General features: G+C 70.0%; 25 protein-coding genes. 15 read left to right on the top strand and 10 right to left on the bottom strand.

All coding sequences use genetic code 11. The annotated features are described in order from the left end of the window. Positions 1-16: 16 nt before the first annotated feature. Complete coding sequence (locus KAF39_RS12590; RefSeq protein WP_246878299.1) at positions 17-517, top strand: DUF6098 family protein; 501 nt, start codon at positions 17-19, stop codon at positions 515-517. Beyond that, on the top strand, positions 514-1266 hold the full coding sequence (locus KAF39_RS12585) for an MBL fold metallo-hydrolase (RefSeq protein WP_210677561.1): 753 nt from the start codon (positions 514-516) through the stop codon (positions 1264-1266). Before KAF39_RS12590 ends, KAF39_RS12585 begins: the two co-directional genes overlap by 4 nt. A gap of 7 nt (positions 1267-1273) precedes the next feature. On the opposite strand, the gene KAF39_RS12580 is transcribed toward KAF39_RS12585, so the two are convergent. The 6 genes from KAF39_RS12580 to KAF39_RS12555 form a co-directional block, all read right to left on the bottom strand. Continuing rightward, entirely contained in the window at positions 1274-2500 is a 1227-nt protein-coding gene (locus KAF39_RS12580) for a Dyp-type peroxidase (protein ID WP_210677560.1), read from the bottom strand. Continuing rightward, positions 2500-3030 carry a copper chaperone PCu(A)C gene (locus KAF39_RS12575; protein WP_210677559.1) on the bottom strand — a complete coding sequence of 177 codons (531 nt, stop codon included), beginning with the start codon at positions 3028-3030 and terminating at the stop codon, positions 2500-2502. The genes KAF39_RS12580 and KAF39_RS12575 overlap by 1 nt, the downstream gene beginning before the upstream one ends. Positions 3031-3041: 11 nt before the next feature. After that, the gene (locus tag KAF39_RS12570) at positions 3042-3656 is read right to left on the bottom strand and encodes a copper resistance CopC family protein (protein WP_210677558.1); all 615 of its coding nucleotides are present in this window, start codon (positions 3654-3656) and stop codon (positions 3042-3044) included. A gap of 111 nt (positions 3657-3767) precedes the next feature. Beyond that, positions 3768-4373, bottom strand: coding sequence for a hypothetical protein (locus KAF39_RS12565; RefSeq protein WP_210677557.1), 606 nt, complete (start codon positions 4371-4373; stop codon positions 3768-3770). 51 nt (positions 4374-4424) lie between these two features. Beyond that, positions 4425-5777, bottom strand: coding sequence for a deoxyribodipyrimidine photo-lyase (locus tag KAF39_RS12560; RefSeq protein WP_210677556.1), 1353 nt, complete (start codon positions 5775-5777; stop codon positions 4425-4427). Continuing rightward, positions 5774-6151, bottom strand: a complete 378-nt coding sequence (locus tag KAF39_RS12555) for a hypothetical protein (RefSeq protein ID WP_210677555.1) — start codon at positions 6149-6151, stop codon at positions 5774-5776. The genes KAF39_RS12560 and KAF39_RS12555 overlap by 4 nt, the downstream gene beginning before the upstream one ends. A 50-nt stretch (positions 6152-6201) precedes the next feature. On the opposite strand from KAF39_RS12555, the gene KAF39_RS12550 reads away from it, so the two are divergent. From KAF39_RS12550 to KAF39_RS12540, 3 genes are all read left to right on the top strand, one after another. Then, positions 6202-6561 carry a YnfA family protein gene (locus KAF39_RS12550; RefSeq protein ID WP_210677554.1) on the top strand — a complete coding sequence of 120 codons (360 nt, stop codon included), beginning with the start codon at positions 6202-6204 and terminating at the stop codon, positions 6559-6561. 121 nt (positions 6562-6682) lie between these two features. Next, positions 6683-8635 carry a threonine--tRNA ligase gene (gene thrS, locus KAF39_RS12545; protein ID WP_246878706.1) on the top strand — a complete coding sequence of 651 codons (1953 nt, stop codon included), beginning with the start codon at positions 6683-6685 and terminating at the stop codon, positions 8633-8635. Next, a complete protein-coding gene (locus KAF39_RS12540) occupies positions 8632-9204 on the top strand; it encodes an HIT domain-containing protein (protein WP_210677552.1) in 573 nt (190 codons plus the stop codon). The genes thrS and KAF39_RS12540 overlap by 4 nt, the downstream gene beginning before the upstream one ends. A gap of 74 nt (positions 9205-9278) precedes the next feature. Here KAF39_RS12540 and pdxY read toward each other — a convergent pair whose 3' ends face one another. Both pdxY and KAF39_RS12530 read right to left on the bottom strand, forming a co-directional pair. After that, positions 9279-10130, bottom strand: coding sequence for a pyridoxal kinase PdxY (pdxY, locus tag KAF39_RS12535; RefSeq protein WP_210677551.1), 852 nt, complete (start codon positions 10128-10130; stop codon positions 9279-9281). A 46-nt stretch (positions 10131-10176) separates the two neighbouring features. Continuing rightward, the gene (locus tag KAF39_RS12530) at positions 10177-11484 is read right to left on the bottom strand and encodes an aminotransferase class I/II-fold pyridoxal phosphate-dependent enzyme (protein WP_210677550.1); all 1308 of its coding nucleotides are present in this window, start codon (positions 11482-11484) and stop codon (positions 10177-10179) included. Positions 11485-11573: 89 nt separating this feature from the next. Between KAF39_RS12530 and pdxS the strand changes: the two genes are divergently transcribed. The 10 genes from pdxS to KAF39_RS12480 all read left to right on the top strand — a co-directional run bounded on the left by pdxS (position 11574) and on the right by KAF39_RS12480 (position 21839). Beyond that, on the top strand, positions 11574-12467 hold the full coding sequence (gene pdxS, locus KAF39_RS12525) for a pyridoxal 5'-phosphate synthase lyase subunit PdxS (protein WP_210677549.1): 894 nt from the start codon (positions 11574-11576) through the stop codon (positions 12465-12467). Beyond that, positions 12457-13050, top strand: coding sequence for a pyridoxal 5'-phosphate synthase glutaminase subunit PdxT (gene pdxT / locus KAF39_RS12520; RefSeq protein ID WP_210677548.1), 594 nt, complete (start codon positions 12457-12459; stop codon positions 13048-13050). Before pdxS ends, pdxT begins: the two co-directional genes overlap by 11 nt. A 179-nt stretch (positions 13051-13229) precedes the next feature. Then, positions 13230-13991, top strand: coding sequence for a YebC/PmpR family DNA-binding transcriptional regulator (locus tag KAF39_RS12515; RefSeq protein ID WP_210677547.1), 762 nt, complete (start codon positions 13230-13232; stop codon positions 13989-13991). 45 nt (positions 13992-14036) lie between these two features. Next, on the top strand, positions 14037-14624 hold the full coding sequence (gene ruvC, locus KAF39_RS12510) for a crossover junction endodeoxyribonuclease RuvC (RefSeq protein WP_210677546.1): 588 nt from the start codon (positions 14037-14039) through the stop codon (positions 14622-14624). A 9-nt stretch (positions 14625-14633) separates the two neighbouring features. Continuing rightward, positions 14634-15254, top strand: a complete 621-nt coding sequence (gene ruvA / locus KAF39_RS12505; RefSeq protein ID WP_210677545.1) for a Holliday junction branch migration protein RuvA — start codon at positions 14634-14636, stop codon at positions 15252-15254. Then, entirely contained in the window at positions 15247-16272 is a 1026-nt protein-coding gene (gene ruvB, locus KAF39_RS12500) for a Holliday junction branch migration DNA helicase RuvB (RefSeq protein ID WP_210677544.1), read from the top strand. Before ruvA ends, ruvB begins: the two co-directional genes overlap by 8 nt. A 78-nt stretch (positions 16273-16350) precedes the next feature. Next, positions 16351-16746 (top strand): preprotein translocase subunit YajC, encoded by a 396-nt coding sequence (gene yajC / locus KAF39_RS12495; RefSeq protein ID WP_210678054.1) that lies wholly within the window; start codon positions 16351-16353, stop codon positions 16744-16746. A gap of 55 nt (positions 16747-16801) precedes the next feature. Then, positions 16802-18532: a protein translocase subunit SecD gene (gene secD, locus KAF39_RS12490; protein WP_210677543.1), complete on the top strand. Its 1731-nt coding sequence runs from the start codon at positions 16802-16804 to the stop codon at positions 18530-18532. Next, the gene (gene secF / locus KAF39_RS12485; RefSeq protein ID WP_210677542.1) at positions 18532-19521 is read left to right on the top strand and encodes a protein translocase subunit SecF; all 990 of its coding nucleotides are present in this window, start codon (positions 18532-18534) and stop codon (positions 19519-19521) included. The genes secD and secF overlap by 1 nt, the downstream gene beginning before the upstream one ends. Before the next feature lie 65 nt (positions 19522-19586). Further along, positions 19587-21839 carry a bifunctional (p)ppGpp synthetase/guanosine-3',5'-bis(diphosphate) 3'-pyrophosphohydrolase gene (locus KAF39_RS12480; RefSeq protein WP_210677541.1) on the top strand — a complete coding sequence of 751 codons (2253 nt, stop codon included), beginning with the start codon at positions 19587-19589 and terminating at the stop codon, positions 21837-21839. Here KAF39_RS12480 and KAF39_RS12475 read toward each other — a convergent pair. Beyond that, positions 21826-22374, bottom strand: coding sequence for a type IV toxin-antitoxin system AbiEi family antitoxin (locus KAF39_RS12475; protein ID WP_210677540.1), 549 nt, complete (start codon positions 22372-22374; stop codon positions 21826-21828). The genes KAF39_RS12480 and KAF39_RS12475 overlap by 14 nt on opposite strands. Before the next feature lie 60 nt (positions 22375-22434). Next, a complete protein-coding gene (locus KAF39_RS12470) occupies positions 22435-23787 on the bottom strand; it encodes a DUF349 domain-containing protein (RefSeq protein WP_307805206.1) in 1353 nt (450 codons plus the stop codon). Positions 23788-24082: the final 295 nt, after the last annotated feature.

Below are 24082 nucleotides of genomic sequence, written 5' to 3'. Positions count from 1 at the left end.
TTCTTACTCTCAGGGCATGACAGACGCCGCACTCGACCGCACCTGCGGACCCGACACCGCATCCGGCCGGGATGCCGCGACCGGTCTTCGGCGCATCGATCATCTGGCGCAGCTGGCCGCGGTCGTCCGGGCGTGCCCGGGCCTGCACGTCCGCTACTCGGAGGGTCCGGATGCGGACTCCCGCCGTTCCAGCATCGACACCGAGAGCGGACTCGAGCTCCCCGGTCTCTCCGTCAATCCTCTGGACGCCGAACGCTGGTGGACACGTCCGCTGGAGGACTGGCTCGCGCGTCAGCTCTGTCAGTACCGTCACCTGGCGGAGAAGGACCCGCAGCGCATCGCCTGGGTCCTCCGCGGGGAGCACTGCGGTCGGGGGCCCGACTGCGAGCCTCTGCTTCGTGATGTGGAGCCCATCGCCGTCATCGACGAGCACGTGCTGGCCGAGGCCAGGGACCGCTACGAGCGCAGCTTCGATGCGGGCCGCGGACCCGCCGACGATGGGGAGGATCGGGAATGAGTACAGGGCGACGGTGGACCGAGGTGGTGCCGGGCTTCTTCGGCATCGGGGTGGCGGACGTCAACTGCTATCTCGTGAAGACCGCGGACGGGATGACCCTGTTCGACGCCGGGCTGCCGCGGAGCAGAGGAGTGCTGCGCGTCCTCCTCGGTCATCTGGGCGCGGACGAGGCCGACATCGACGCGGTCGTGCTGACGCACGGGCACTTCGATCATGTCGGCGTCGCCCGCGGGCTGCGGGCGGAGGGCGTGTCGGTGTTCGTCCACCCGCGGGACGCGGAGCTGGCCCGTCATCCGTACCGGTATCGTCCGGCCGCCCCTCGGGTCCCGTACGTGCTCACTCATCCGCGGGGCATCCCGCCCATCACGCGGATGGCACTCGCCGGGGCGCTGAACGTCCGCGGCGTCGAGGCGCAGCCTCGCGTGACGCACGAACACCCCGTCGACGCCCCGGGCACTCCGCTGGCCCTGTGGACACCCGGGCACACGGCGGGACACTGCGCCTACTTCTTCCCGGACACCGGGGTGCTCGTCGCGGGCGACGCCCTCGTGACGCTCGACCCGTACACGGGGGAGGCAGGGCCGCAGATCGTCGCCAGGGCGGCGACGGCCGATACCGCGGAGGCGATGGACTCACTGGACACGCTGGCGCGCACGGGGGCGCGGGTGGTCCTCCCCGGTCATGGGGCTCCCATCCTCGACGGCGTGGGGCCCGCGGTCGCCGCCGCGCGACGACGCGGACCCCACTGATCCCGCCTCAGTCGAGGAGGGTCTCTCCGATGTACCCGCCGGCCGCGCACCCCGGCGGGACGGCGAAGACCGCCGACCCGATCGGGACGGTCCACTCGTTCAGCAGATCGAGTTCATCCAATCGCCGCTGCATGGGGAGGAACTGGCGCGCGACGTCCGCCTGGAAGGCGACGAAGAGCAATCCGGACTCCGACACCTCACTACCGGCCGGACGTTCGTCGTAGTTGTACGCCCGGCGGAAGATGCGCTCCGTGCCGTCGCCGCGCGCCCGCCGGATATGCGCGAACGCGGGGATGACCGGGAAGCCGATGGCCGTGGTCGCGTCGAAGTCCGGCTCATCGAACTCCGCTGTCCCGGTCAGCGGCGCTCCCTCGCGGAGCGTCCGCCCCACGGACGCCTCGCGCCCGCTCCGATCCAGGCGGTCCCACCCGTCGAGGTCCATCCGGATGCGGCGGAGCACCATGCCCGTGCCTCCGGTCAGCCAGCCGTCGTCGCTCCAGACGACGCGCGCGAAATCCTCGGTCCCCGGCTGCGGATTGCTCGTGCCGTCGACCTGACCGAAGAGGTTGCGCATGGTCGTCCCGGCGCGCTCGGTACCGTGCGCGCGGCGGAAGCCCTGCTGGATCCACCGGACGGTCGCGAACCCCCGCGCATCCTTCAGCAGCATCCGCTGGGCATGGGCGACGGTGAGGGGGTCGTCCGCGCCGATCTGGAGGAGCAGGTCCCCGTCCGAGAACTCCGGCCGTAGGCGATCGACGCGGAACGCCGGGAGCGGAGCGAGCCACGAGGGTCCCGTACCTCCCGCCCGCGCCACGAGCCCCGGTCCGAAGCCGAACGTGACGGTCAGCCGCGCCGGGGCGGCCGCGAGTTCCGGTTCCGAGTCCGCGAGCGCCGCCCGTCCCTCAGTGAGCCGAGCCGCGTCGTCCGTGAGGATCCGCAGGATCCTCCGCAGCGATTCTCGGTCGACCTCGGGTCGGAGGTCGAGCGCGACGAAAGACCCGTGCGCCTGCGCATCGGTGGCGATGCCGGCCTGGTGGGTGCCGTGGAATGCGACGGTGAGGTCGCCGTTCAGGGCCCGGGAAGCGTCCGGTGTGTCCGCGCCTCGGCTGTTGAGGGCGAGATCCGCACCCACCGCGACCGCGGCCCCGACACCGGCGACGGCCCCTCCGAGGAGGAACTGCCGCCGGGTCGAACCACGACGCCCGGTACGAGAGCTCGCATCGGTTGTGGGCATCAGTGGTCCATGCCGTCGTGCTCGTCGCCGCCGTCGTAGTTCTCGTTGGCACCCGAGTAGTCCTTCACCGGCGCGGTGAAGTCGACCGTGGAGTCGTCCGACATGGTCATGGTGAAGGAGACCTCGTCACCGGCGCGGAGCGGCGCGGCGAGGTCCATCATCATGATGTGGTCGCCACCGGGCTCGAGGGTGAGGCGGCCGCCGGCCGGGACGACGAAACCGCCAGCGATCTCGCGCATCACCATCTCGCCGGCGTCGTTCTCGACGGTCTCGTGCAGTTCGATCATCGGCGATGCAGCGGACGAGACCGCCGTCACGGTCACGTCCTCGTCGCTCTCGTTGACGAGCGTGCCGAAAGCCGCCGACATGCCCTCGTCCGCGGACTTGACCCAGGCATCGTCGATGCGGAGGGCATCCGCGGCCGGGGTGTCCGTCGGCGTCGCGGCCGTCGGTGCCGTGCAGCCGGTGAGGGCGAGGAGCGAGAGGGCGATCATCGCGCCGAAGCGGGGGAGGGAGGTGCGGATGTTCATGGTGTGGCCTTTCACGAGTTGTCTGCCGTGTCATCGCCGGATTCCGGCAGCACGGCGGCCGCGCGACGGCGGCGGAGGAGGAGGGCGAAGACGGCGACGGCGAGTGCCGCGCCCGCTCCGCCGATGAGCAGGACCCGGATCGGGTCACCGGCCTCGTCGGCATTCTGAGGAGGTGTGTCCGCCGTGTCCCCGGCGGCGGGCGGCGTCGCCGCCGGCTGACCTGTCGTCTCCAGCGGAGCGGCGTCGCCGATCGCGAACGGGATGACTCCGGCGATGGGATGCCCGTCTTCGGAGACGACCTGCCAGCGGACCTGGTAGCCACCTTCGGGCATGTCGGCAGCGAGCGCGGCGGTGACGTTCCTCCCGCGCACCTCCACCGCACCCGTGGCCCAGTCCTCACCCGCCGCGTCGACGACGAGGACGGTGGCACCGGCGGTAGAGGAGTCGAGGACGAGGAGTTCTCCGGAGAACGTCATGGTGATGTTCTCGGGAGCCGCCTCGAGCCGCTCTCCGTCGGTGGGACTGCTGTCGATGAGTTGATCGTGGGCGGTCGCGGGAGCGGCCGTCGCGAGGACCGCGACGGCTGCCACCACCGCCCCGGCCGCGAATCTGCGGACAGGGGACATGGAAGAGCCTCTCTTCAGACGTCGCCGAGCGACGTGGATTCCTGCGTTCGAGCGCGCGTCGCAGACGACAGCGCGAGGTCGCACGCCACGACCGGTGGCCGTGAGTGCGGATCAGAGCGCGGCGAGAGAGGGCGGGGCGCGTCCGAGAAGAGGAGCGAGGAGTCGGCGGCTGCGGGCCGTCCGGACGACAAAGTACCCCGTGCTGTACCGCCCGGCGTCGACGGGACGGGGGGAGAGCACCACGTCCGCGCGCCGCCGGACCCACCGGGCCAGGCGGACGGCGAGGTCGCGGATCGTTCCGAGCAAGCGCTCACCGCGGTAGAGCGCCGCGACGGTGAGGAGCGCGGCCAGCGTGTGGCCGACCCACATCGAGGCGTCCGCCGGTACGGCTGCCATCGTGCCGTCACCGGCGGGGAGGACGAGCGGGGCGCCGTGCACGTGGCGCGCCGGGGCACCGGAGGGGGAGACCGTGCCGAGGACGAAGAGCGTGTGGAAGAGGAACTGGCTCAGCGCGACCGACACGGTGAGGCGGGCGAGCGAGAGCGTCCGGCCGGCGAGGAGCACGCTGGCCATGAACGCGAAGACCCAAGGGACGAGGATCCCCAGGGCCCCCGGCATCTCGCCGCCGCCGGTCACGTGACCCGCCAGAGCGACGAAGATGGCGAGTGACGAGGTCGCGAAGCCGCGCACGACGGCGGGCTTGCGGGACGGGCTCACGGGCACCAGTCTGCCACGGTCCTCGTCCGCCTGCCGGGCCGCAGGGGCAGGTCAGTCGCGCTGCGCGCGCGCCGACCGCTTCATGGTGTCGTAGGCGGCGAGCGCGGCTTTCCTCGTCTCGCCGAGGTCGACGAGGGGCTCCGTGGGGGCATCGGCGGCCCAGCGTCCGATGTACTGCCCCTCGCCGTCGAACTTCTTGGCCTGCAGTTCCGGATTGAAGACGCGGAAGTAGGGGGCGGCGTCGGCGCCGGAGCCTGCGACCCACTGCCAGTTGAACGGGTTGCTCGCGTCGTCGGCATCCACCAGCGTGTCCCAGAACCACTCCTCGCCGAGCCGCCAGTCGATGAGGAGGTTCTTGACGAGGAAGGATGCCGTGACCATCCGCACCCGGTTGTGCATGTACCCCGTGTGCCAGAGCTCGCGCATGCCCGCGTCGACGAGGGGCACGCCCGTCTCCCCGTGCTGCCACCGGTCCAGCCGTGCGGGATCCAGCGGCGGCCACGGGAACGCGTCGAACTCCGGACGCAGGTTCTTCGTCGCGAGGTCGGGGAAGTGGAAGAGCGTGTGCCAGGCGAACTCCCGCCAGCCGAGTTCCGAGAGGAATCCGCCGGCACCGTCGACTCCGACGGCCTCGTGCCACACGGTGAAGGGGCTGAGCTCGCCCCAGCGCAGACGGGGAGACAGTCGGGAGGTGGCGCCGGCGGCCGGGGTGTCGCGAGCGCGATCATACGTTCGGAGGTCTTCGGCGAGGAAGCGCTGCAGCCGGCGGCGCGCGGCGGGCTCGCCGGGCTCCCACGTGTCGCGCAACCCGCCCGCCCAGTCCGGTGAGGTGGGCAGCAGACCCCAGTCATCCAGCGCGTCGGAGGTGAGTCGAGTGTGCGTGCCGCGGAGCTCCCGGGGTTCCGGGAGGGGGGCGCGCGGGGCCGGAAGGGCCAGACAGGCCCGCCAGAACGGCGTGAAGACCGAATAATGTGTGCCGCTCCCGGTCGTGACCGTCCAGGGCTCGTGCAGAAGGGCGCCCGCGAACGACGACACCGTGAGCCCGTCGCCCCGCAACGCCGTCTTCAGTCCGGCATCGATCCCGCGCCCGGCCGCTCCGTATCGGCGATTCCAGAAGACGGCGCCCGCCCCGGACTCCGCCACCAGTTCCCGCACGACCCGGTCGGCCGGCCCGCGCCGCAGTACCAGCGTCGCCCCCTTCTCGCGCAGCCGTCCGGCGAGCGAGGCCAGCGAGTGATGCAGCCACCAGCGTGCCGCGCCGCCCAGCGGACGGATGCCGAGGGATTCCTCGTCGAGGACGAAGAGCGCGACGACCGGTTCGTCGCGCTCGACGGCGGCACGCAGCGCGGGGTTGTCGGCCAGGCGGAGATCGTCGCGGAACCAGACGATCGAGGGCGAGGTCATCGGGTCGCCCACAGGGCCCAGGCGATCAGCAGAGGTTGCAGGAACAGGCGGCCGAACCGCCGCCGGTCCGTGTCGAGTCCGGGAGTCGACCGCCCGGTGCGCCACTGGTACCAGTTGCCGGGGAAGACCGCGGCGAAGAAACCCGCCGTGGCCCATCCCACGCGTCGGCGCTCGCGGGGCAACGCCACCAGCCCCGCCGCGAGCGCGACCTCGGCTGCCCCCGACGCCAGGACGATCGTGTCCTTGTCCATCCGGGTGAAGGCGGTCGCCCAGTCGGGAACGACCACCCGGAACCCGCGTGTCTGCGTGAAGTGCAGCACGCCCATCACCCCGAGGGCGAGAGCGAGGAGCCAGCGGCCGATCGTCCGTGTCATGCGCCCACGCTACCGCCCCCGTCGGACACCGCTGATGCCACACTGAGGCGATGACCGTGCTGCGCATCGCCGTCCTCTTCGTCCTCGCCGCCGTCGCCGAGATCGGCGGTGCCTGGCTCATCTGGCAGGCGGTGAAGGAAGACCGCGGGTGGTTGTTCGCGGTCCTCGGGGTCATGGCCCTCGGCGCCTACGGCTTCATCGCGGCGCTCCAGCCGGATGCGAACTTCGGGCGGGTCCTCGCCGCGTACGGCGGGATCTTCATCGCCGGGTCCCTCGCCTGGGGCGTCATCGTCGACGGCTTCCGTCCCACCTCCTGGGATGTGATCGGATCCGTCGTGGCACTGGCCGGAGCGGCGATCATCATCTTCGCCCCGGCCGCTACGGATTCGCTGCCGGAAAGCGCCGCGTGACGGTCGGCGACCTGCGAACGGACGAGTAGCCTAGATCCAGACCCAGATGGAGTGATCAGTGCCTGAAAACGCCCAGCCGACCGACGGCTTCGCCCTGTTCCCTGACCGAAACGTCGTCGCCATGCGCGTCGGCGGCGTCCTCAAGGACCTCGCTGCGACCGTCACCGACACCGACGAGGTCGAGCCCGTCACGATCGACAGCCCCGACGGCCTGAGGATCCTGCGCCACTCGAGCGCGCACGTGCTCGCCCAGGCGGTGCAGCGCATCAACCCGCAGGCGAACCTCGGCATCGGCCCGCCCATCACCGACGGCTTCTACTACGACTTCGGCGTCGACACCCCGTTCACGCCGGAGGACATCAAGGCGATCTCCAAGGAGATGCAGCGCATCGTCCGCGAGGGCCAGCGTTTCGTCCGCCGCGTCGTGACCGACGACGAGGCTCGTGCGGAGCTCGCGGACGAGCCGTTCAAGCTCGAGCTCATCGGGCTCAAGGGCCCATCGGCAGGCTCAGGGGCCCAGGGATCCACCGAGATCGCCGAGGGGGCCTCCGTCGAGGTGGGCGAGGGCGAGCTCACGATCTACGACAACACCACCCGTGACGGCGAGGTCGTCTGGAAGGACCTCTGCCGCGGTCCGCACCTGCCCAACACGCGCATGATCGGCAACGGCTGGGACCTCACCCGCATCGCCGCCGCGTACTGGCGGGGGAGCGAGAAGAACCCGCAGCTGCAGCGCATCTACGGCACCGCATGGCCGACGAAGGACGAGCTCCGCGCCTACCAGGAGCGCATCGCCGAGGCCGAGCGCCGCGACCACCGCAAGCTCGGCGCCGAGATGGACCTGTTCTCCTTCCCGGACGAGATCGGCTCGGGACTGGCGGTGTTCCACCCCAAGGGCGGCATCATCCGCTACGAGATCGAGGAGAACCTGCGCAAGCACCTGCTGCGCAACGGCTACGACCTCGTCAACAGCCCGCACATCACGAAGAAGGACCTCTTCATGACGTCGGGGCACCTGCAGACCTATGCGGACGGCATGTTCCCCCCGATGCACCTCGACGAGGTCGTCGACGACGAGGGCAACGTCACCCGCCAGGGCCAGGACTACTACCTGAAGCCGATGAACTGCCCGTTCCACAACCTCATCTTCCGCTCGCGCGGTCGCTCCTACCGGGAGCTCCCGCTGCGTCTGGCCGAGTTCGGCACGGTCTACCGGTACGAGAAGAGCGGCACGCTCTCGGGGCTCACCCGCGTGCGCGGTCTGACCCAGGACGACGCGCACATCTACGTCGCGCAGGATCAGGTCAAGGAGGAGCTCACCACCAACCTGAACCTCGTGCTCGATCTGCTCCGCGACTACGGCCTCAACGACTTCTACCTCGAGCTCTCGACGAACGAGGAGGGCAACCCGAAGTTCCTCGGCGAGCCCGAGCAGTGGTCGACCGCGATCGACACGCTGCGCGAGGTGGCCATCGAGTCCGGGCTGGAGCTCGTCGCTGATCCGGGAGGCGCGGCCTTCTACGGTCCGAAGATCTCGGTGCAGGCACGCGACGCGATCGGCCGCACCTGGCAGATGTCGACCATCCAGCTCGACTTCAACCAGCCCGACCGTTTCGAGCTGGAGTACACCGGTCCCGACGGACAGAAGCACCGGCCCGTGATGATCCACCGGGCGCTCCTCGGCTCCGTCGAGCGCTTCTTCGCGATCCTCCTCGAGCACTATGCCGGCGACTTCCCGCTCTGGCTCGCCCCGAGCCAGGTGGTGGGCGTGCCCGTGGCCGAACAGTACGGCGACTACCTGGACGACGTCATCGCGCAGCTGCGTGCGGCGGGCGTGCGGGCCGACGTCGATCACTCCGACGACCGCATGCAGAAGAAGATCCGCACCCACACGACGGCCAAGGTCCCGGTCATCCTCATCGTGGGGGAGCAGGATCGTGCCGCCGGCACCGTGTCGTTCCGCTTCCGCGACGGGACGCAGGAGAACGGCGTCCCGGTCGCCGACGCCGTGCGCCGCATCACGGCCGCCATCGCGGCACACACCCTGGTGCTGAAGGCGGGGGACCTGGCATGACCGGCCGCGAGGCGGAAGGGCGCACCGAGGTCGATCTCGAGGACGCCTCCCGTCTCGTCGGTGTCCCCGATGAGTTCCAGCGGCTGTGGACTCCGCACCGGATGGCGTACATCCAGGCGGGACCGGAGCCCCTCCGCGAGGAATGCCCGTTCTGCGAGGCCCCGAAGTACCCGGACGCCGAGCGCCTCATCGTGGCGCGCGGAGAGACCGCGTACGTGCTGCTGAATCTCTTCCCGTACAACTCGGGACACCTGCTCGTCTGCCCGTACCGGCACATCGCCACGTACGACCAGGCGACGCCCGAGGAGGTCGCCGAGATCGGTGCCCTCACGCAGACGGCCATGCGCGTGCTCCGCGAGGTGTCGGGGTGCGACGGCTTCAATCTGGGCATGAACCAGGGCGCCGTGGCGGGCGCGGGCGTGGATGCGCATCTGCATCAGCACGTGGTCCCGCGGTGGCGGTCGGATGCGAACTTCTTCCCGATCATCGCCAAGACGAAGGCACTCCCGCAGCTTCTCGGCGAGGTCCGGGAGGCCGTCGCGGAGGCGTGGCCCGCCTCCGATCTCTGAGCCCGGTCCTGGGTCGCTGAGCCTGTCGAAGCGCCGCCCTTCGACGGGCTCAGGGACCCAGGGTGGAGAAGGGGTCAGCGCACCTGGCGAGCGGAGAACTGCATCCGGGGGTGCGCGTAGAATTCCTGCGCCTCGATGAGCTGCAGCTCGCGCTCACCCGAGTCGAGGGTCGCCTGCAGGAGGTCGTAGACGCTGGAGGCGGTGCGCTCCAGGGCGGTCTGCGCGCTCCCGGTCGCCACGTAGTGCGCCGTGAACAGCGCGGCCGTCACATCGCCGGAGCCGTTGGCCTTCATCGGCAGGTGCGGGGTATGGACGAGCCAGGCACCGGCGTCGTCCACCGCGAGCATCTCGATCGTGCCCTCCTCGCGATCGGGACGTTCGACGCTCGTGACCAGCACCGTGCGCGGTCCCATCGCGCGGGCGAGATCCACGGAGGCGAGGGTCGATTCGAGGGTGTCCGGCTCCGTCTCGGTGAGGAAGCCGAGCTCGAACTGGTTCGGCGTGATGATGTCCGCGGCCGGGACGACGCGCTCCCGCAGCAGGATCGGGATCGCCGGTGCGACGAAGCACCCGGACTTGGCGTTGCCCATCACGGGGTCGCACGCGTACACCGCGTCGGGGTTCGCGGCCTTGACCCGCGCGACCGCGTCGATGATGACGTCCCCGATGCCTTCGCTGCCCTGGTAGCCGCTGAGGACGGCGTCGATCGAGCCGAACACCCCGCGCTCCTCGATGCCGGTGATGACCTCGCCGACGTCGTTCGGGTCGATCAGCGGTCCACGCCACGCGCCGTATCCGGTGTGGTTCGAGAAGGTCACCGTGTACACGGGCAGGACCTCCACGCCGATGCGCTGGAGCGGGAAGACCGCGGCGGAGTTGCCGACGTGACCGTACGAGACGGCGGACTGGATGGACAGGATCTTCATGCCCGGTCCCTTTCATTCAGGGCGGGACGGTGCCCGCGTCGGGTGGTCATCGTCCGGCGGCGACGAGGTCGGCGATGAGGGTGTCCGCGTCGGCCTCGGAGAGGTCGTGCACGGTGAGACGGAGGTGGTGCGAGGGTTCGGCTCGCTCGTCCAGGGCGAAGTCGTCCCCGGTGCGTGCGAGCCATCCGCGCCGCATGAGGTGGTCGGCGACGACACGAGCGGGCTTCGAGAAGCCGATCCACAGGCTCAGGCCGTCCGGGTCCGGGGCGTCGATGCCCTCGGCGCGGAGGCGCGCGGCGAAGGCGGCGTTGCGCTGCGCGTAGTGCCGCCCTGCGTCCGCGATCTCCTCGCGCACGGCGGGGTCGGTGAGCTGCGCGAGCGTGAGCCGCTGCAGCAGGTGGCTGACCCAGGTGGTGCCGGGGCTGAGTCGCATCGCGAGGCGATCGGCCGTCTCCGGGTCGGTCGCCGCGAGCGCGAGGCACATGTCCGGCCCGAGGAACTTGGACACCGATCGCACCAGCGCGAAGCGCCGATGGCCGGGGCCGATCAGCGACTCGTAGGGCCGCTGGGAGAGCAGGGAGAAGTGGTCGTCCTCGATGACGAGCACGTACGGGTGGTCGGCGAGTACGGCTCGCAGCGCCTCGGCCCGGGCGGGGGAGAGGCTCACCCCTGTCGGGTTCTGCGCCCGCGGCGTGCAGATGACCGCGCGGACGCCGGCTTCGAGAGCCGAGCGGAGGCCGTCCACGGTCATGCCCTCGTCGTCGACCGGCACCGTGATGGCGCGGTAGCCACCCAGTCGGACGGTGTGGATGCTCGCGAGGAAGCAGGGGTCCTCGAGGGCCACCGCGTCGTCTCGCATCAGTGCCTGTGCCAGCAGCCGCTCCACGGCGTCCACCGCACCGCTGGTGACGGTGACACGGAAGTCCTGCTCCCGGAGGTCGGCGCCCATCCACTCCCGAGCCCACTCCTCGAGCCCTCGATCGATGACCGGCTCACCGTAGAGCACGGGGCGGCGGCCGATGGTGCCGAGCGCCGATGACGGATCGGGGATGAGTCCGGGGTCGGGATTCCCGGTGCCGATGTCGCGGAGGACCGTGTCGGCCGCGTAGCCCTCCTGTGGCACGGCGTCGACCCCGGCGACGACGGTCCCGGCCCGCCCGCGTGAGTGCACGAGCCCCGCCTGGGCGAGCTGACGGTAGGCGGCGACCGCCGTGTTGCGGTTCACGCCGAGCGTGGCGGCGAGTTCGCGGACGGGAGGGAGCACTTCTCCGGGCCGGAGGGTCCCGCGGTCCCGCAGGGCGCGCACGCTGTCCGCGATCTCCGCCGCCGTGGTGCCCCTGATCTCGTCGCTCATGATCCTCCTCCGCGATTCTAGGCGGTGGGGACAGTGCTATCTTTGATCTAGATCAAACCCGACTTCGGATCATCCGACAGGAGACCTCCATGACCGAGCAGCCCACCACCGGATCCGCCCGCGTGAAGCGCGGCCTCGCCGAGATGCTCAAGGGCGGCGTCATCATGGACGTCGTCACCGCTGAGCAGGCGAAGATCGCCGAGGACGCCGGCGCCGTCGCCGTCATGGCCCTCGAGCGGGTCCCCGCGGACATCCGTGCGCAGGGCGGCGTCTCGCGGATGAGCGACCCGGACATGATCGACAGCATCATCGACGCCGTCTCCATTCCGGTCATGGCGAAGGCGCGCATCGGGCACTTCGTCGAGGCGCAGGTGCTGCAGGAGCTCGGCGTCGACTACATCGACGAGTCCGAGGTGCTCTCGCCCGCCGACTACGTGAACCACATCGACAAGTTCGGCTTCACGGTGCCGTTCGTCTGCGGCGCCACGAACCTCGGCGAGGCGCTGCGCCGCATCAACGAGGGCGCCGCGATGATCCGCTCCAAGGGCGAGGCCGGCACGGGGGACGTCTCCGAGGCCATGAAGCACATCCGGAAGATCCGCGGGGAGATCGCGGCGCTGACCGCGCTGCCGAAGGATGAGCTGTTCGTCGCCGCGAAGGAGCTGCAGGCGCCGTACGAGCTCGTCGCCGAGATCGCCGAGACCGGCACGCTCCCCGTGGTGCTCTTCGTCGCCGGTGGCGTCGCGACCCCCGCGGACGCGGCGATGATGATGCAGCTCGGCGCGGACGGCGTGTTCGTCGGCTCCGGCATCTTCAAGTCCGGCAACCCCGCCGAGCGTGCGAAGGCCATCGTCAAGGCCACGACGTTCTTCGACGACCCGAAGGTGATCGCCGAGGTCTCCCGTGGGCTGGGTGAGGCGATGGTCGGCATCAACGTGAGCGACCTCCCGGCGCCGCACCGCCTCGCCGAGCGTGGCTGGTAGTCCGCGCGTCGGGGTCCTTGCGCTGCAGGGCGACGTGCGGGAGCATGTCGCCCTGCTTGAGGCCCTCGGTGCCGATGTCGCCCTGGTGCGTCGCCCGGAAGAGCTCGCGCGGGTCGACGGCCTCGTCATCCCCGGGGGCGAGTCGACCGTGATCGACAAGCTCGCCCGGCTGTTCGGGCTGCAGCAGCCGATCCGCGCCGCGATCGCCGAGGGGATGCCGGTGCTCGGCACCTGCGCAGGGCTGATCTTGCTCGCCGACGAGGTGGTCGACGCGATCGACGGACAGCAGAGCTTCGGTGGGCTCGATGCGGTCGTGCGGCGCAACGCGTTCGGGCGACAGGCCGAGTCATTCGAGGCGGAGCTGACCGTGCCCGCGTTCGACGGGCCCGTGACGGCGGCCTTCATCCGCGGACCCGTCGTGGAGGCGGTAGGACCACGGGCGTCGGTGCTCGCGACCCTGCCTGACGGCCGCGTGGTCGCGGTCGAGCAGGACGGACTGCTCGGGCTGAGCTTCCACCCCGAGATCACGAACGAGGCGCGGTTCCACCGGCGCTTCCTCGACCACGTCGGTGCCCGCGGCTGATCGTCCTGTCGCGCGCATTCAGGCCCGCGCGCGACCACAGGCATCTCAGTGCGAGATGGCCTGTTCTCGCGCGCTCGCCTGCATCCCGCACAGGAACCAGAGCGGTGCCGCGGCACGTTTCGATAGACTGGACGACGCCCTGGACGGCGTTCCGGGGCGCAGACGACGAGCGGAGACTTATGTCCGGGCATTCCAAGTGGGCCACGACCAAGCACAAGAAGGCCGTCATCGACGCGCGGCGTGCGAAGTCCTGGGCCAAGCTCATCAAGAACATCGAGGTCGCGGCCAAGCTGGGCGGCGCCGACCTGCAGGGCAACCCGACGCTCTTCGACGCGGTGCTCAAGGCGAAGAAGACCTCGGTCCCCAAGGACAACATCGACCGTGCCATCAAGCGCGGGGCCGGCATCGGCGGCGAGGCCGTCGAGTACACCTCGATCATGTACGAGGGCTACGGGCCCAACGGCGTCGCCCTCATGATCGAGTGTCTGACCGACAACAAGAACCGCGCGGCGGCCGAGGTGCGCACCGCCCTCAGCCGCAACGGCGGGACGCTCGCCGATCCCGGCAGCGTCGCGTACAACTTCAGCCGCAAGGGCGTCATCGTCGTGGGCTCCGAGGGCACCACCGAGGATGACGTGATGATGGTGGCCCTCGAAGCGGGCGCCGAGGAGATCGAGCCGCACGCCGAGGGCTTCGAGGTCGTCACCGAGGCGAGCGACCTCGTGGCCGTCCGCACCGCTCTGCAGGACGCGGGGATCGACTACGAGTCCGCCGACGTCGAGTTCGTGCCGAACCTCAAGGTCGAGATCGACGCCGACACCGCCCGCAAGGTGTTCCGGCTGATCGACGCGCTGGAGGACAGCGAGGACGTCCAGAACGTCTTCAGCAACTTCGACCTGTCGCCCGAGGTGCAGGCCGAGCTCGAGAACGACGACGCGTAGGCGCGGCGCAGACCGACCACCATCCTGTCCGCCTAGCCTGGACGGGTGACCACTTCGCTGCGCGTGCTCGGCATCGACCCCGGACTCACCCGGTGCGGTGTCGGCATCGTCGACGTCGATCGCGCGCGTCGCGGCACCCTCGTCCATGTCGGTGTGATCCGCTCGGCACCCGACGCGGAGATCGGTGACCGGCTCGCGGTCGTGGCGGCGGGTATCCGCGCGGCGATCGCCGAGCATCGCCCCGATGCGGTCGCGGTCGAGCGGGTCTTCGCGCAGCAGAACACGCACACCGTGATGGGGACCGCCCAGGCGAGCGGGGTCGCGCTGCTGATCGCGGCCGAGGCGGGGTTGCCTGCGGCGACCCATACGCCCAGCGAGGTGAAGGCCGCGGTGACCGGTTACGGATCGGCGGACAAACGGCAGGTCCAGGCGATGATCGCGCGGATCCTCCGGCTCGATGCTCCGCCGCAGCCGGCGGATGCGGCCGATGCGCTCGCGATCGCGCTGTGCCACGCCTGGCGCCGCGGCGCGCCGGCGCCGGGGCGGGCGGGTGACGGCGGGCTCACCCCCGCGCAGCGCGCGTGGGCCGATGCGGAGCGTGTCGCTCGAACATATCTACGAGCGACCTCGTAGACTGAGGGGATGATCTCCTCTCTGCACGGCACCGTGCTGCACACGACGTCGGATCAGGTCATCATCGACGTCGGTGGCGTGGGGTTCGCCGTCGCGGTGCCCGCGGATGTGGCGCATACGGCGACGGTGGGGGAGAAGCTCCTCCTGCACACGAGTCTCATCGTCCGGGAAGACTCCCTGTCCCTGTTCGGCTTCGCGGACCGCGGCGAGCTGGAGATCTTCACCCTGCTCCTGAGCGTCACCGGCGTCGGGCCGAAGTCGGCTCTCGGCGTGCTGTCCCACCTGACGGCCGACCAGATCGCGGAGGCCGTCACCGCGGAGGACGATGCCCCCTTCCGGCGTGTGTCCGGCATCGGGCCGAAGACGGCGAAGCTCATCGTCGTCCAGCTCGCCGGCAAGGTGCAGGCGGTGGCGACGCCGGCCGCGCCCGCGGCCGCGACAGGCGGTGACGTCGTGGCGCAGGTGACCGTGGCACTGGTGGGTCTCGGATGGTCCGAGAAGGTGGCGGCCGAGGCGGCCACGCAGACGGCGACGGACGCGACCGATGCCGAGCGCGGGTCCGTGGCCTCGCTGCTGCGCCGCACCCTCGCGCTTCTCGGTCCCGCGCAGGGAGGCCCGACGCGTGGCTGACGCCCTCGACCCGACCGAGCCGACCGACGAGTCCGAACTCGCGATCGAAGGCGCATTGCGGCCGTCGAGCCTCGGCGAGTTCGTGGGCCAGCAGAAGGTGCGCGGGCAGCTGCAGTTGCTCCTGGAGGCGGCGCGCATCCAGTCCCGCCCTGCCGACCACATCCTCCTCGCGGGGCCCCCGGGGCTCGGCAAGACGACTCTCGCGATGATCGTCGCCCACGAGAGCGACCGACCGCTGCGCATGTCCAGTGGCCCCGCCATCCAGCACGCCGGCGACCTGGCCGCCCTGCTGTCGAGCCTCGTGCCCGGGGAGGTGCTGTTCATCGATGAGATCCACCGGATGGCGCGCTCCGCGGAGGAGATGCTCTACCTCGCCATGGAGGACTACCGGATCGACATCATGGTCGGGAAGGGCGCCGGCGCCACGAGCATCCCCCTCGAGCTGTCGCCGTTCACCCTGGTCGGTGCCACGACCCGCTCGGGTCTGCTTCCGAACCCGCTCCGTGATCGCTTCGGTTTCACCGGACATCTGGAGTTCTACGACGACGGGGAGCTGGAGCAGGTCATCGGCCGCTCCGCATCGGTGCTGGGCGTCGACCTCCCCACGGACTCGCTGGCCGAGATCGCCCGGCGGTCCCGGGGGACACCGCGCATCGCGAACCGCCTGCTGCGCCGCGTCCGCGACTATGCGCTCGTCCACGGCGGGGGCGAAGCGACGTTGCGCGGAGTGCAGGCGGCCCTCGACCTGTACGACGTCGATGCGATCGGTCTCGATCGCCTCGACCGTGCCGTCCTCGAAGCGCTGGTGCGGCGCTTCCGCGGCGGCCCCGTCGGCCTGAGCACCCTCGCGGTCGCCGTCGGGGAGGAGCCGGAGACCGTGGAGAGCGTCGTGGAGCCGTACCTCGTGCGGATCGGCTTCCTCGGGCGCACGCCCCGCGGACGGGTCGCGACCCCGGAGGCGTACGCGCACCTCGGCGTCGCGCACCCGGACGGGATGCTGAAGTTGGATGACCTATAATCGCTGAAGACTTCCCGGATACCGCTGTGCGCCCAAAGGCTGGTGCGTGCACCTGAGAAAGGCGCCATCCCCATGCCCATGGAATTTGTCCTCTTCGGACTCCTCGCCGTCCTCCTGATCTTCATGATCTTCAACACGCGCAAGCGCACCCGCCAGATGAAGGCGGAGCAGGAGGAGAAGGCGACCAAGACGGTCCCCGGCGCCAAGGTCCTCCTGCAGGGCGGCATCTACGGCACCATCGTCGCCTACGACGCGGACGACCTCGACTCCCCGGCCCTGGTGGAGATCGCCCCCGGCACGGTCATCGAGGTCCACAGCCAGGCGATCCTCCGCATCGTCGAGCCCAAGGACGCTATCGTTGAGGCGCCCGTCGACGGAGTGGACGACCACATCGTCGACGAGACCGCCGCCCCCGCGGTGGAGACGCCGGAGGAGACCCGCGCCCGCCTCGAGCGGGATGCCGACGACAAGTAAGAAGAGGGCCGTCGCGGCCTGTCGGATCACCGTCCTTCCAGAAAGCTGAACACACGTGGCTTCATCCTCTCCCGTCCGTCACGCCTGGCGGGTCCTCCTCGGCCTGCTCCTCGTGACGGGCGTGCTCTTCGGCATCAACGCGCTGGGTGTCTACGTCTTCAAGCAGAGCTCGTGGACGCCGGAGCTCGCCCTCGACCTGCAGGGCGGCACCCAGATCATCCTCAGCGCGGAGACGGAGGACGGAGCCGCGCCGACGCAGGAGCAGCTCGACCAGGCCGCGGCCATCATCCGTCAGCGTGTGGACGCGTCCGGCGTCGCAGAGGCCGACATCACCACCGAGGGCGGGCGCAACATCGTCGTCCAGATCCCCGGTGAGGCGGACGAGCAGACGCGCGAGCGCATCCAGTCCAGCGCTCAGCTGGAGTTCCGTCCGGTGCTGTACACCACGGCGGCGAGCACGGAGTTCGTCGGCGAGGACGGCAACTCCACGCCGTACCCGAGCCCTGACCCCTCGCTGAACGCGGAACCGACGGCCGAGCCGACGGACGCGAGCGATCTGTCCTGGGTGACCGACAAGCTGGCCGCGGAGTTCCAGGCGTACGACTGCGCCAACCCGTCCAACGACCCGTCGAAGGCTCCGAAGGACGAGCCGGTCATCGCGTGCTCGCCCGACGACACCGCCAAGTTCATCCTCGGTCCGGCGGAACTGGACGGCCGCGCGATCACGGACGCGACCGCCGGACGCGACCCGCGCTCCGGTGCCTGGATCGTGCAGCTCACCATGAACGGCGAGGGCGCTGACGCCTTCGGCCAGGTGAGCACGCGCCTCAACCAGAACCGCATCGACGGCCTCTCGCCGCGGGACCAGTTCGCGTTCGTGCTCGACGGCGAGGTGATCAGTGCGCCGCGCATGAACGGCGTGATCCTCGACGGTCGGCCGAGCATCTCCGGCAGCTTCACGCAGGAGAGCGCGACGACGCTGGCCGATCAGCTCAAGTTCGGTGCTCTCCCGCTCAGCTTCGAGGTGCAGAGCTCGGACACGATCTCCGCGACGCTCGGCACCCAGCAGCTCCAGATCGGCCTCATCGCCGGCCTCATCGGCCTCGCGCTCGTCGCGGTGTACTCCCTGCTGTCGTACCGCGCGCTCGGGACGGTGATCATCGCGTCCATCGCGGTGATGGCGGTGCTCACCTACATCGTCATCTGCATCCTGGCGTGGCGCATCGGCTTCCGTCTGTCGCTTGCGGGCGTCGCCGGTCTGATCGTCTCGATCGGATTCACGGCCGACTCGTTCATCGTGTACTTCGAGCGCATCCGCGACGAGCTGCGGGACGGCAAGTCGATCACCGCGGCCGTCGAAGACGGTTGGGGACGCGCGAAGCGGACGATCTACATCTCGAAGTCCATCAACGTCCTCGCCGCCGTGGTGCTCTACATCCTCGCGGACTCGACCGTGAAGGGCTTCGCGTTCACGCTCGGCCTCACGACGGTCATCGACGTGCTGATCTTCGTGATCTTCACCCACCCCGTGATGCAGCTGCTCGCCCGCACGAAGTTCTTCGGCGGCGGCCACAAGCTCTCCGGACTCGACCCGGAGGCCCTCGGCGCGGTGTACCGCAGCCGGTCGCAGTACCGCGAGGTCGCCACGGCCTCGGCCGGTCGCGGAGCGAAGAACGCGCGTTCGCGCGGAGAGGCGGACCGCCGGCAGACCATCGCCGAGCGCAAGCGGGCGGAAGCCCTCGCCGCCGAGAGACAGACCACGGCCGGAAGTGAGGGAGACAACTGATGCCTTCCATGAATGAGTTCGGCAACAACCTCTACACGGGCAAGACCTCCTTCCCGTTCGTGGGGCGGCGCCGCCTCTGGTTCATCATCGCGATCGCGCTGGTCGTCGGCTCGGCTCTCGTGCCGCTGTTCCGCCCGATCCAGTTCTCGATCGAGTTCACCGGCGGCTCGCAGTTCACCGTGACCGCACCGGACACCACGGATCAGGACACCGCGACCGAGGCGGTCCAGTCCGTGGTACCCGGAGCCGCGACCAAGGTCGTCATCGTCAACGACCAGGACGTCCGTGTCCAGACCGACCAGATGACGGAGGCCGAGACGCAGCAGGTCGCGCGGGCCCTGGCCGATGCGTACGACGTCGAGCCCGATGCCGTCGCCTCCTCCTTCATCGGCCCTGCCTGGGGCGAGAGCGTCACGCGGCAGTCGCTGTGGGGCCTGGCGATCTTCCTCGCCCTGACCTTCCTCATCCTCGCCATCTACTTCCGCACGTGGAAGATGTCGGCGGCGGCGATCATCGGCCTGCTCGACGTCCTCGTCATCACCGTCGGGGTGTACGCCCTCGCCGGATTCGAGATCTCGCCGGCGGCCGTCATCGGCTTCCTGACGATCCTCGCGTACTCCCTGTACGACACCACGGTCGTGTTCGACAAGATCAGGGAGAACACGACCGAGGACGGGGAGAAGACCGCGCGGCTGTTCGGGGAGTCCGTCAACCTCGCCGTGAACCAGACCCTCATCCGCTCGATCAACACCTCGGTGGTCGCGGCTCTGCCGGTCGGGGCGATCCTCTTCATCGGAGCTTTCTGGCTGGGTGCGGAGACACTCACCGATATCTCGCTGTCGATCTTCGTGGGCATCCTCGTGGCGACGTATTCCACGCTGTTCGTCGCCGCGCCGCTGTACTCGCTCTTCCGTGAGAACGAGCCGCAGATCAAGGAACGCGACGCGCGTATCCGTGCCGCACGGAGCAAAGCGGCCGTCGACGCCTGACGCCCCCGCCGCGGGGCCGACCCCCGCTCAGCGCGCGTAGGATTGTCTGATTCGGAGGTGAGTGGATGGCGGAGCCGCAGACGGCATCGCAGGGTTCGAGTCTGCGACGGCTGGTGCCCCGCATCTTCTCGCGCGCGTCCCGGATCAACGACCTCGACAACCTGATCCGCACGGTCCGTGCCAACCACCCGAAGGGTGAGTTCTCCGTCATCTCGCGCGCGTACGCGGTCGCGAAGGAGAAGCATGAGGGGCAGAAGCGCCAGAGCGGCGAGCCGTACATCACGCATCCGCTGGCCGTCGCCCAGATCCTCGCCGAACTCGGGCTCGGGCCGCGCGCGATCGCCGCCGCCCTGCTGCACGACACCGTGGAAGACACCGGCTACGCGCTCACCGACCTCACCGCCGAGTTCGGCGACGAGGTGGCGATGCTCGTCGACGGCGTCACGAAGCTCGACAAGGTCAAGTACGGCGAGAGCGCGCAGGCCGAGACGGTGCGCAAGATGATCGTGGCGATGTCGAAAGACATCCGCGTGCTGCTCATCAAACTCGCGGACCGGCTGCACAACGCCCGCACCTGGGGCTTCGTCCCGCCGGAGAAGGCGGCGAAGAAGGCCAAGGAGACGCTGGAGATCTATGCGCCGCTGGCCAATCGCCTCGGTATCCAGGCGATCAAGTCGGAGCTGGAGGATCTTTCCTTCGCGGTGCTCCATCCCAAGATCTACAACGAGATCCACAGCCTCATCGCCCAGCGCACTCCGCAGCGCGAGAAGTACCTGAGTCAGGTCATCGAGGAGATCGACGAGGACCTCCGCGACCTTCGCATCCGCGGCAAGGTCGTCGGCCGCCCGAAGCAGCTGTACTCGGTGTACCAGAAGATGGTGATCCGCGGACGCGAGTTCGACGACATCTACGACCTCATCGGCATCCGCGTCCTCGTCTCGTCCGTGCGCGACTGCTATGCCGTGCTCGGAGCGATCCACGCGCGCTGGACGCCGCTGCCGGGCCGTTTCAAGGATTACATCGCCACGCCGAAGTTCAATCTCTACCAGTCCCTGCACACGACCGTGATCGGCCCGGCCGGGCGCACCGTCGAGATCCAGATCCGCACGCACGAGATGCACCACCAGGCGGAGTACGGCGTCGCCGCACACTGGATGTACAAGGAGCGGATGAACGGCGGCAGCAAGGCGGAGGTCCGCGCCTCCGACACCGACATGGCGTGGCTCGCGCACATCTCCGACTGGCAGGCGGAGACCGCCGACCCCGGAGAGTTCCTGGACTCGCTGCGGTTCGAGATCGGCGCGAAGGAGGTCTACGTCTTCACGCCGAAGGGCCGCGTGATCGGGCTGCCGGCCGGCGCCACCCCGGTGGACTTCGCCTACGCCGTGCACACCGAGATCGGCCACCGGACCATGGGCGCCAAGGTCAACGGCCGCCTGGTGCCGCTGGAGTCCGAGCTGAAGAGCGGCGACGTCGTCGAGGTGTTCACCTCGAAGAACCCCGACGCGGGTCCGAGCCAGGACTGGCTCGGCTTCGTCAAGAGCACTCGCGCGCGCAACAAGATCCGTGGCTGGTTCACGAAGGAGCGCCGCGAGGAGGCCATCGAGCAGGGCAAGGAGGCCATCGCGCGGGCGATGCGCCGGCAGAATCTTCCACTGCAGCGCCTGATGAGCCAGGACTCCTTCACCGAAGTCGCCCACCAGATGCACTACGAGGACGTCTCGGGGCTCTACGCCGCCGTCGGCGAGGGACATGTCTCGACCCAGTCCGTTCTCGAGAAGGTCACGGCGCTCGTCGCCACCGACGAGCCCACGACCGGGGCGATCGACCTGCCGGGAAGCGTTCAGACCCGCGAGACCCGGGGCGGCGATTCCGGTGTGCTCGTGCGCGGCGCGAACGACATCCTGGTGAAGCTCGCGAAGTGCTGCACGCCCGTCCCCGGCGATCCGATCGTCGGGTTCGTCACCCGGGGGAGCGGCGTCTCCGTGCACCGGGCGGACTGCGTGAACGTCAAGGCGTTGAGCGGTGAGCAGGACCGGTTCGTGGAGGTCTCGTGGGCGCCGACCAAGAAGAGCGTCTTCCGGGTGCAGATCCAGGTCGAGGCGCTCGATCGGTCGGGGCTGCTCTCCGACGTCACGCGCGTGCTCAGCGAGCATCACGTGAACATCCTCTCGGCGACCGTCTCCACGACCGATGAGCGGCTGGCCCTGAGCAGGTTCGTGTTCGAGATGGGCGACGCCGTCCACCTGGACCGCGTCCTCAACGCCGTCCGGCGGATCGACGCCGTGTACGACGTCTATCGCGTCACGTCCTCCTGACGACACGCTCGAGCGCGGCGACGCCGCTCACGAGCCCGGGGACGCGGCGCCGCGCGCGCAGGCTCGCGATCGCGAGTTCCACCGCGACGGGATGCACGGAGGCGAGGGCGTGCATCCAGGGCAGCACCCGGGGGTCGCGGTGCAGGGCGGTGGCGAGGTCGCTCATGGTCCGCACCGGCGTCGACACCGGAATGCCACCGAGCACCTCCACATCCGTCGCGGGGATCACCGTGTCGTGGAAGGTGATGCGGGCGCTGAGTCGCGGGCGTACGCGTCGTTCCACGCACCGTCGCACGTGATGGACGGGCGGAGGTGCGTCCCCGGCGCCGTGGATCCAGGCCGCCGACGGTCCGCACGCCGCAGTGCCGTCCTGCACGAGCACGGCGATGCTGCTGGCACGCACATCAGGGGACTCGGGCAGGTCCGCGGGGATGTAGGCGTCGCCGATCTCGACGACGTCGCCATCGAGTCGCGCGGCGCTCAACTCCGGCAGGCTCAGCCGCGCACCGGGCAGGTACAACAGAGCGGGGTGCATGACACCAGTGTCGTGTCCGGCACCCCGCTCCGGTGATGATCTGCGGGATCTGTGGAGAGATCAGCCGCCGAGAGCCGTGAGCCAGGCGCGACGCGCCTCGAGCGCGTCGGCTGCTTCCTTCGCCGCCTTCGCGTCGCCGGCCTTCTCGGCCGCCGCCAACTCGGCCTCGAGCTTCTCGATGGCCTCGTGGAGCTGCGAGCTCATGTCGTTCGCCCGCGCCTTGGTCTCCGGGTTGTTCTTCTTCCAGTCGACGTCCTCGCGGGCCTTGAGGGCCTGCTCGATGACGCGGAGCTTGTCGTCGAGCGCACGCTCCTTCTCCCGCGGGAAGATGCGCCCGACCTCGTCCCATTCACGCTGGATGCGCGTGAGGAGCGCCCGGGCGCGCTTGATGTTGGGCTCGTCGGCGACAGCCTTGGCCTGCTCGAGGAGCGCTTCCCTCGCCTCGATCTTCGGAGCGCTGTCCGCCTCCTCCGCCGCGGCCTGCTCGGCACGCGCGGCGTAGAGGGCGTCACCGGCGGCCTTGAAGCGCGCCCAGAGGGCGTCGTCCGCCTTCCGGCCGGCCCGACCCGCGGTCTTCCATTCGTCGAGGAGGGCACGGTACGCGGGGATGCCGTCCACGCCGCGCGGGGCCAGCGCCTCGGCGCGCTCGACGAGACGCGACTTCGCGTCCCGCGCGGCCTTGTGGGCGTCGTCGAGCTCGGAGTAGAAGGCCCGGCGGTGCTTGTCGACGACGGAACGCGCGTCACGGAATCGCTTCCAGAGCTGCTGCGAGATGCCCTTCGACAGTCGCGGACCGTTCTGCTGCTGCGACTGCCAGGCCTCGAACAGCTCGTTGAGCTCGGCCGTCACCTGCTTCCACTGCACCTTGCTCAGGTCGCGGGCGGCGATGGCCTCGGCGCGCTCGACGAGGGCCGTGCGTTCGGCGATGGCCTGTTCGACGAGCTCCTTCGCCTGCTGGGCCTCCTGCGCCGTCGCTTCGGACAGGGAAGCGGTCAACGCGGTGAGACGGTCGCGCAGGCCGGCGAGATCTCCGACGGCGGCGGCGTCCGTCGCCTCGTCGATGAGGTGCGCCGCCTGCTTCGACAGGTCGCTGGCCGAGGCGCCGCCGGCCTGGTGGCGCTGCTCGAGCGCGACGACCTTGAAGGCGATGTCGTCGTACTTGCGCACGAAGTACGCCAGGGCTTCATCGGGGGTGCCGTCCGGGTACTGGCCGACGACCCGCCAGGTCTCGCCCTCGCGGACCTCGACGGTGCCGTCTTCAGAGACACGGCCCCACTCGCCGGCGGAGGAGACGGGCGTCGGCTTGGCGACGGCGGGCGCCACGGCGGCCGGCGTGGGAGCCTTGCGCGGCATCGGCACAGCGGGCGGGGTGGGAACGGGCGGGGTCGGCTTCGCGGGCTCGTTGGCAGACACGTGATTCTCCTTGCGCGGTCACGCCGCGGGAGGCGGAAAGGACGAGGCTCAGCCTAGTACGCCGCGGCCCTCCGGGTGCGGCCGGTCCAGGTGCGCCCGATCACCCGAGCCTCCGCCTTCCCGCCGAGCCCCCATCTTCCGTGCGTGAGCCCCCCGGGGCCTCGGCAACGGTCCAGGGTCTCGGGAGAAAGAGAGGGGCGGGGGAGAGGGCGTTATCGATTCGTGAGGAGAACGTTCGCTGCGTGAAACACTCCGCGTCATCTCCGGGTAACACGGTGCTCCTATCGTCGCGACC

It is taken from the genome of Microbacterium sp. BLY (genome assembly GCF_017939615.1).
Classification (GTDB): Bacteria; Actinomycetota; Actinomycetes; order Actinomycetales; family Microbacteriaceae; genus Microbacterium.
The sequence above is the reverse complement of the archived record's forward strand: the minus strand, read 5'-3'. Positions and strand labels throughout refer to the sequence as shown.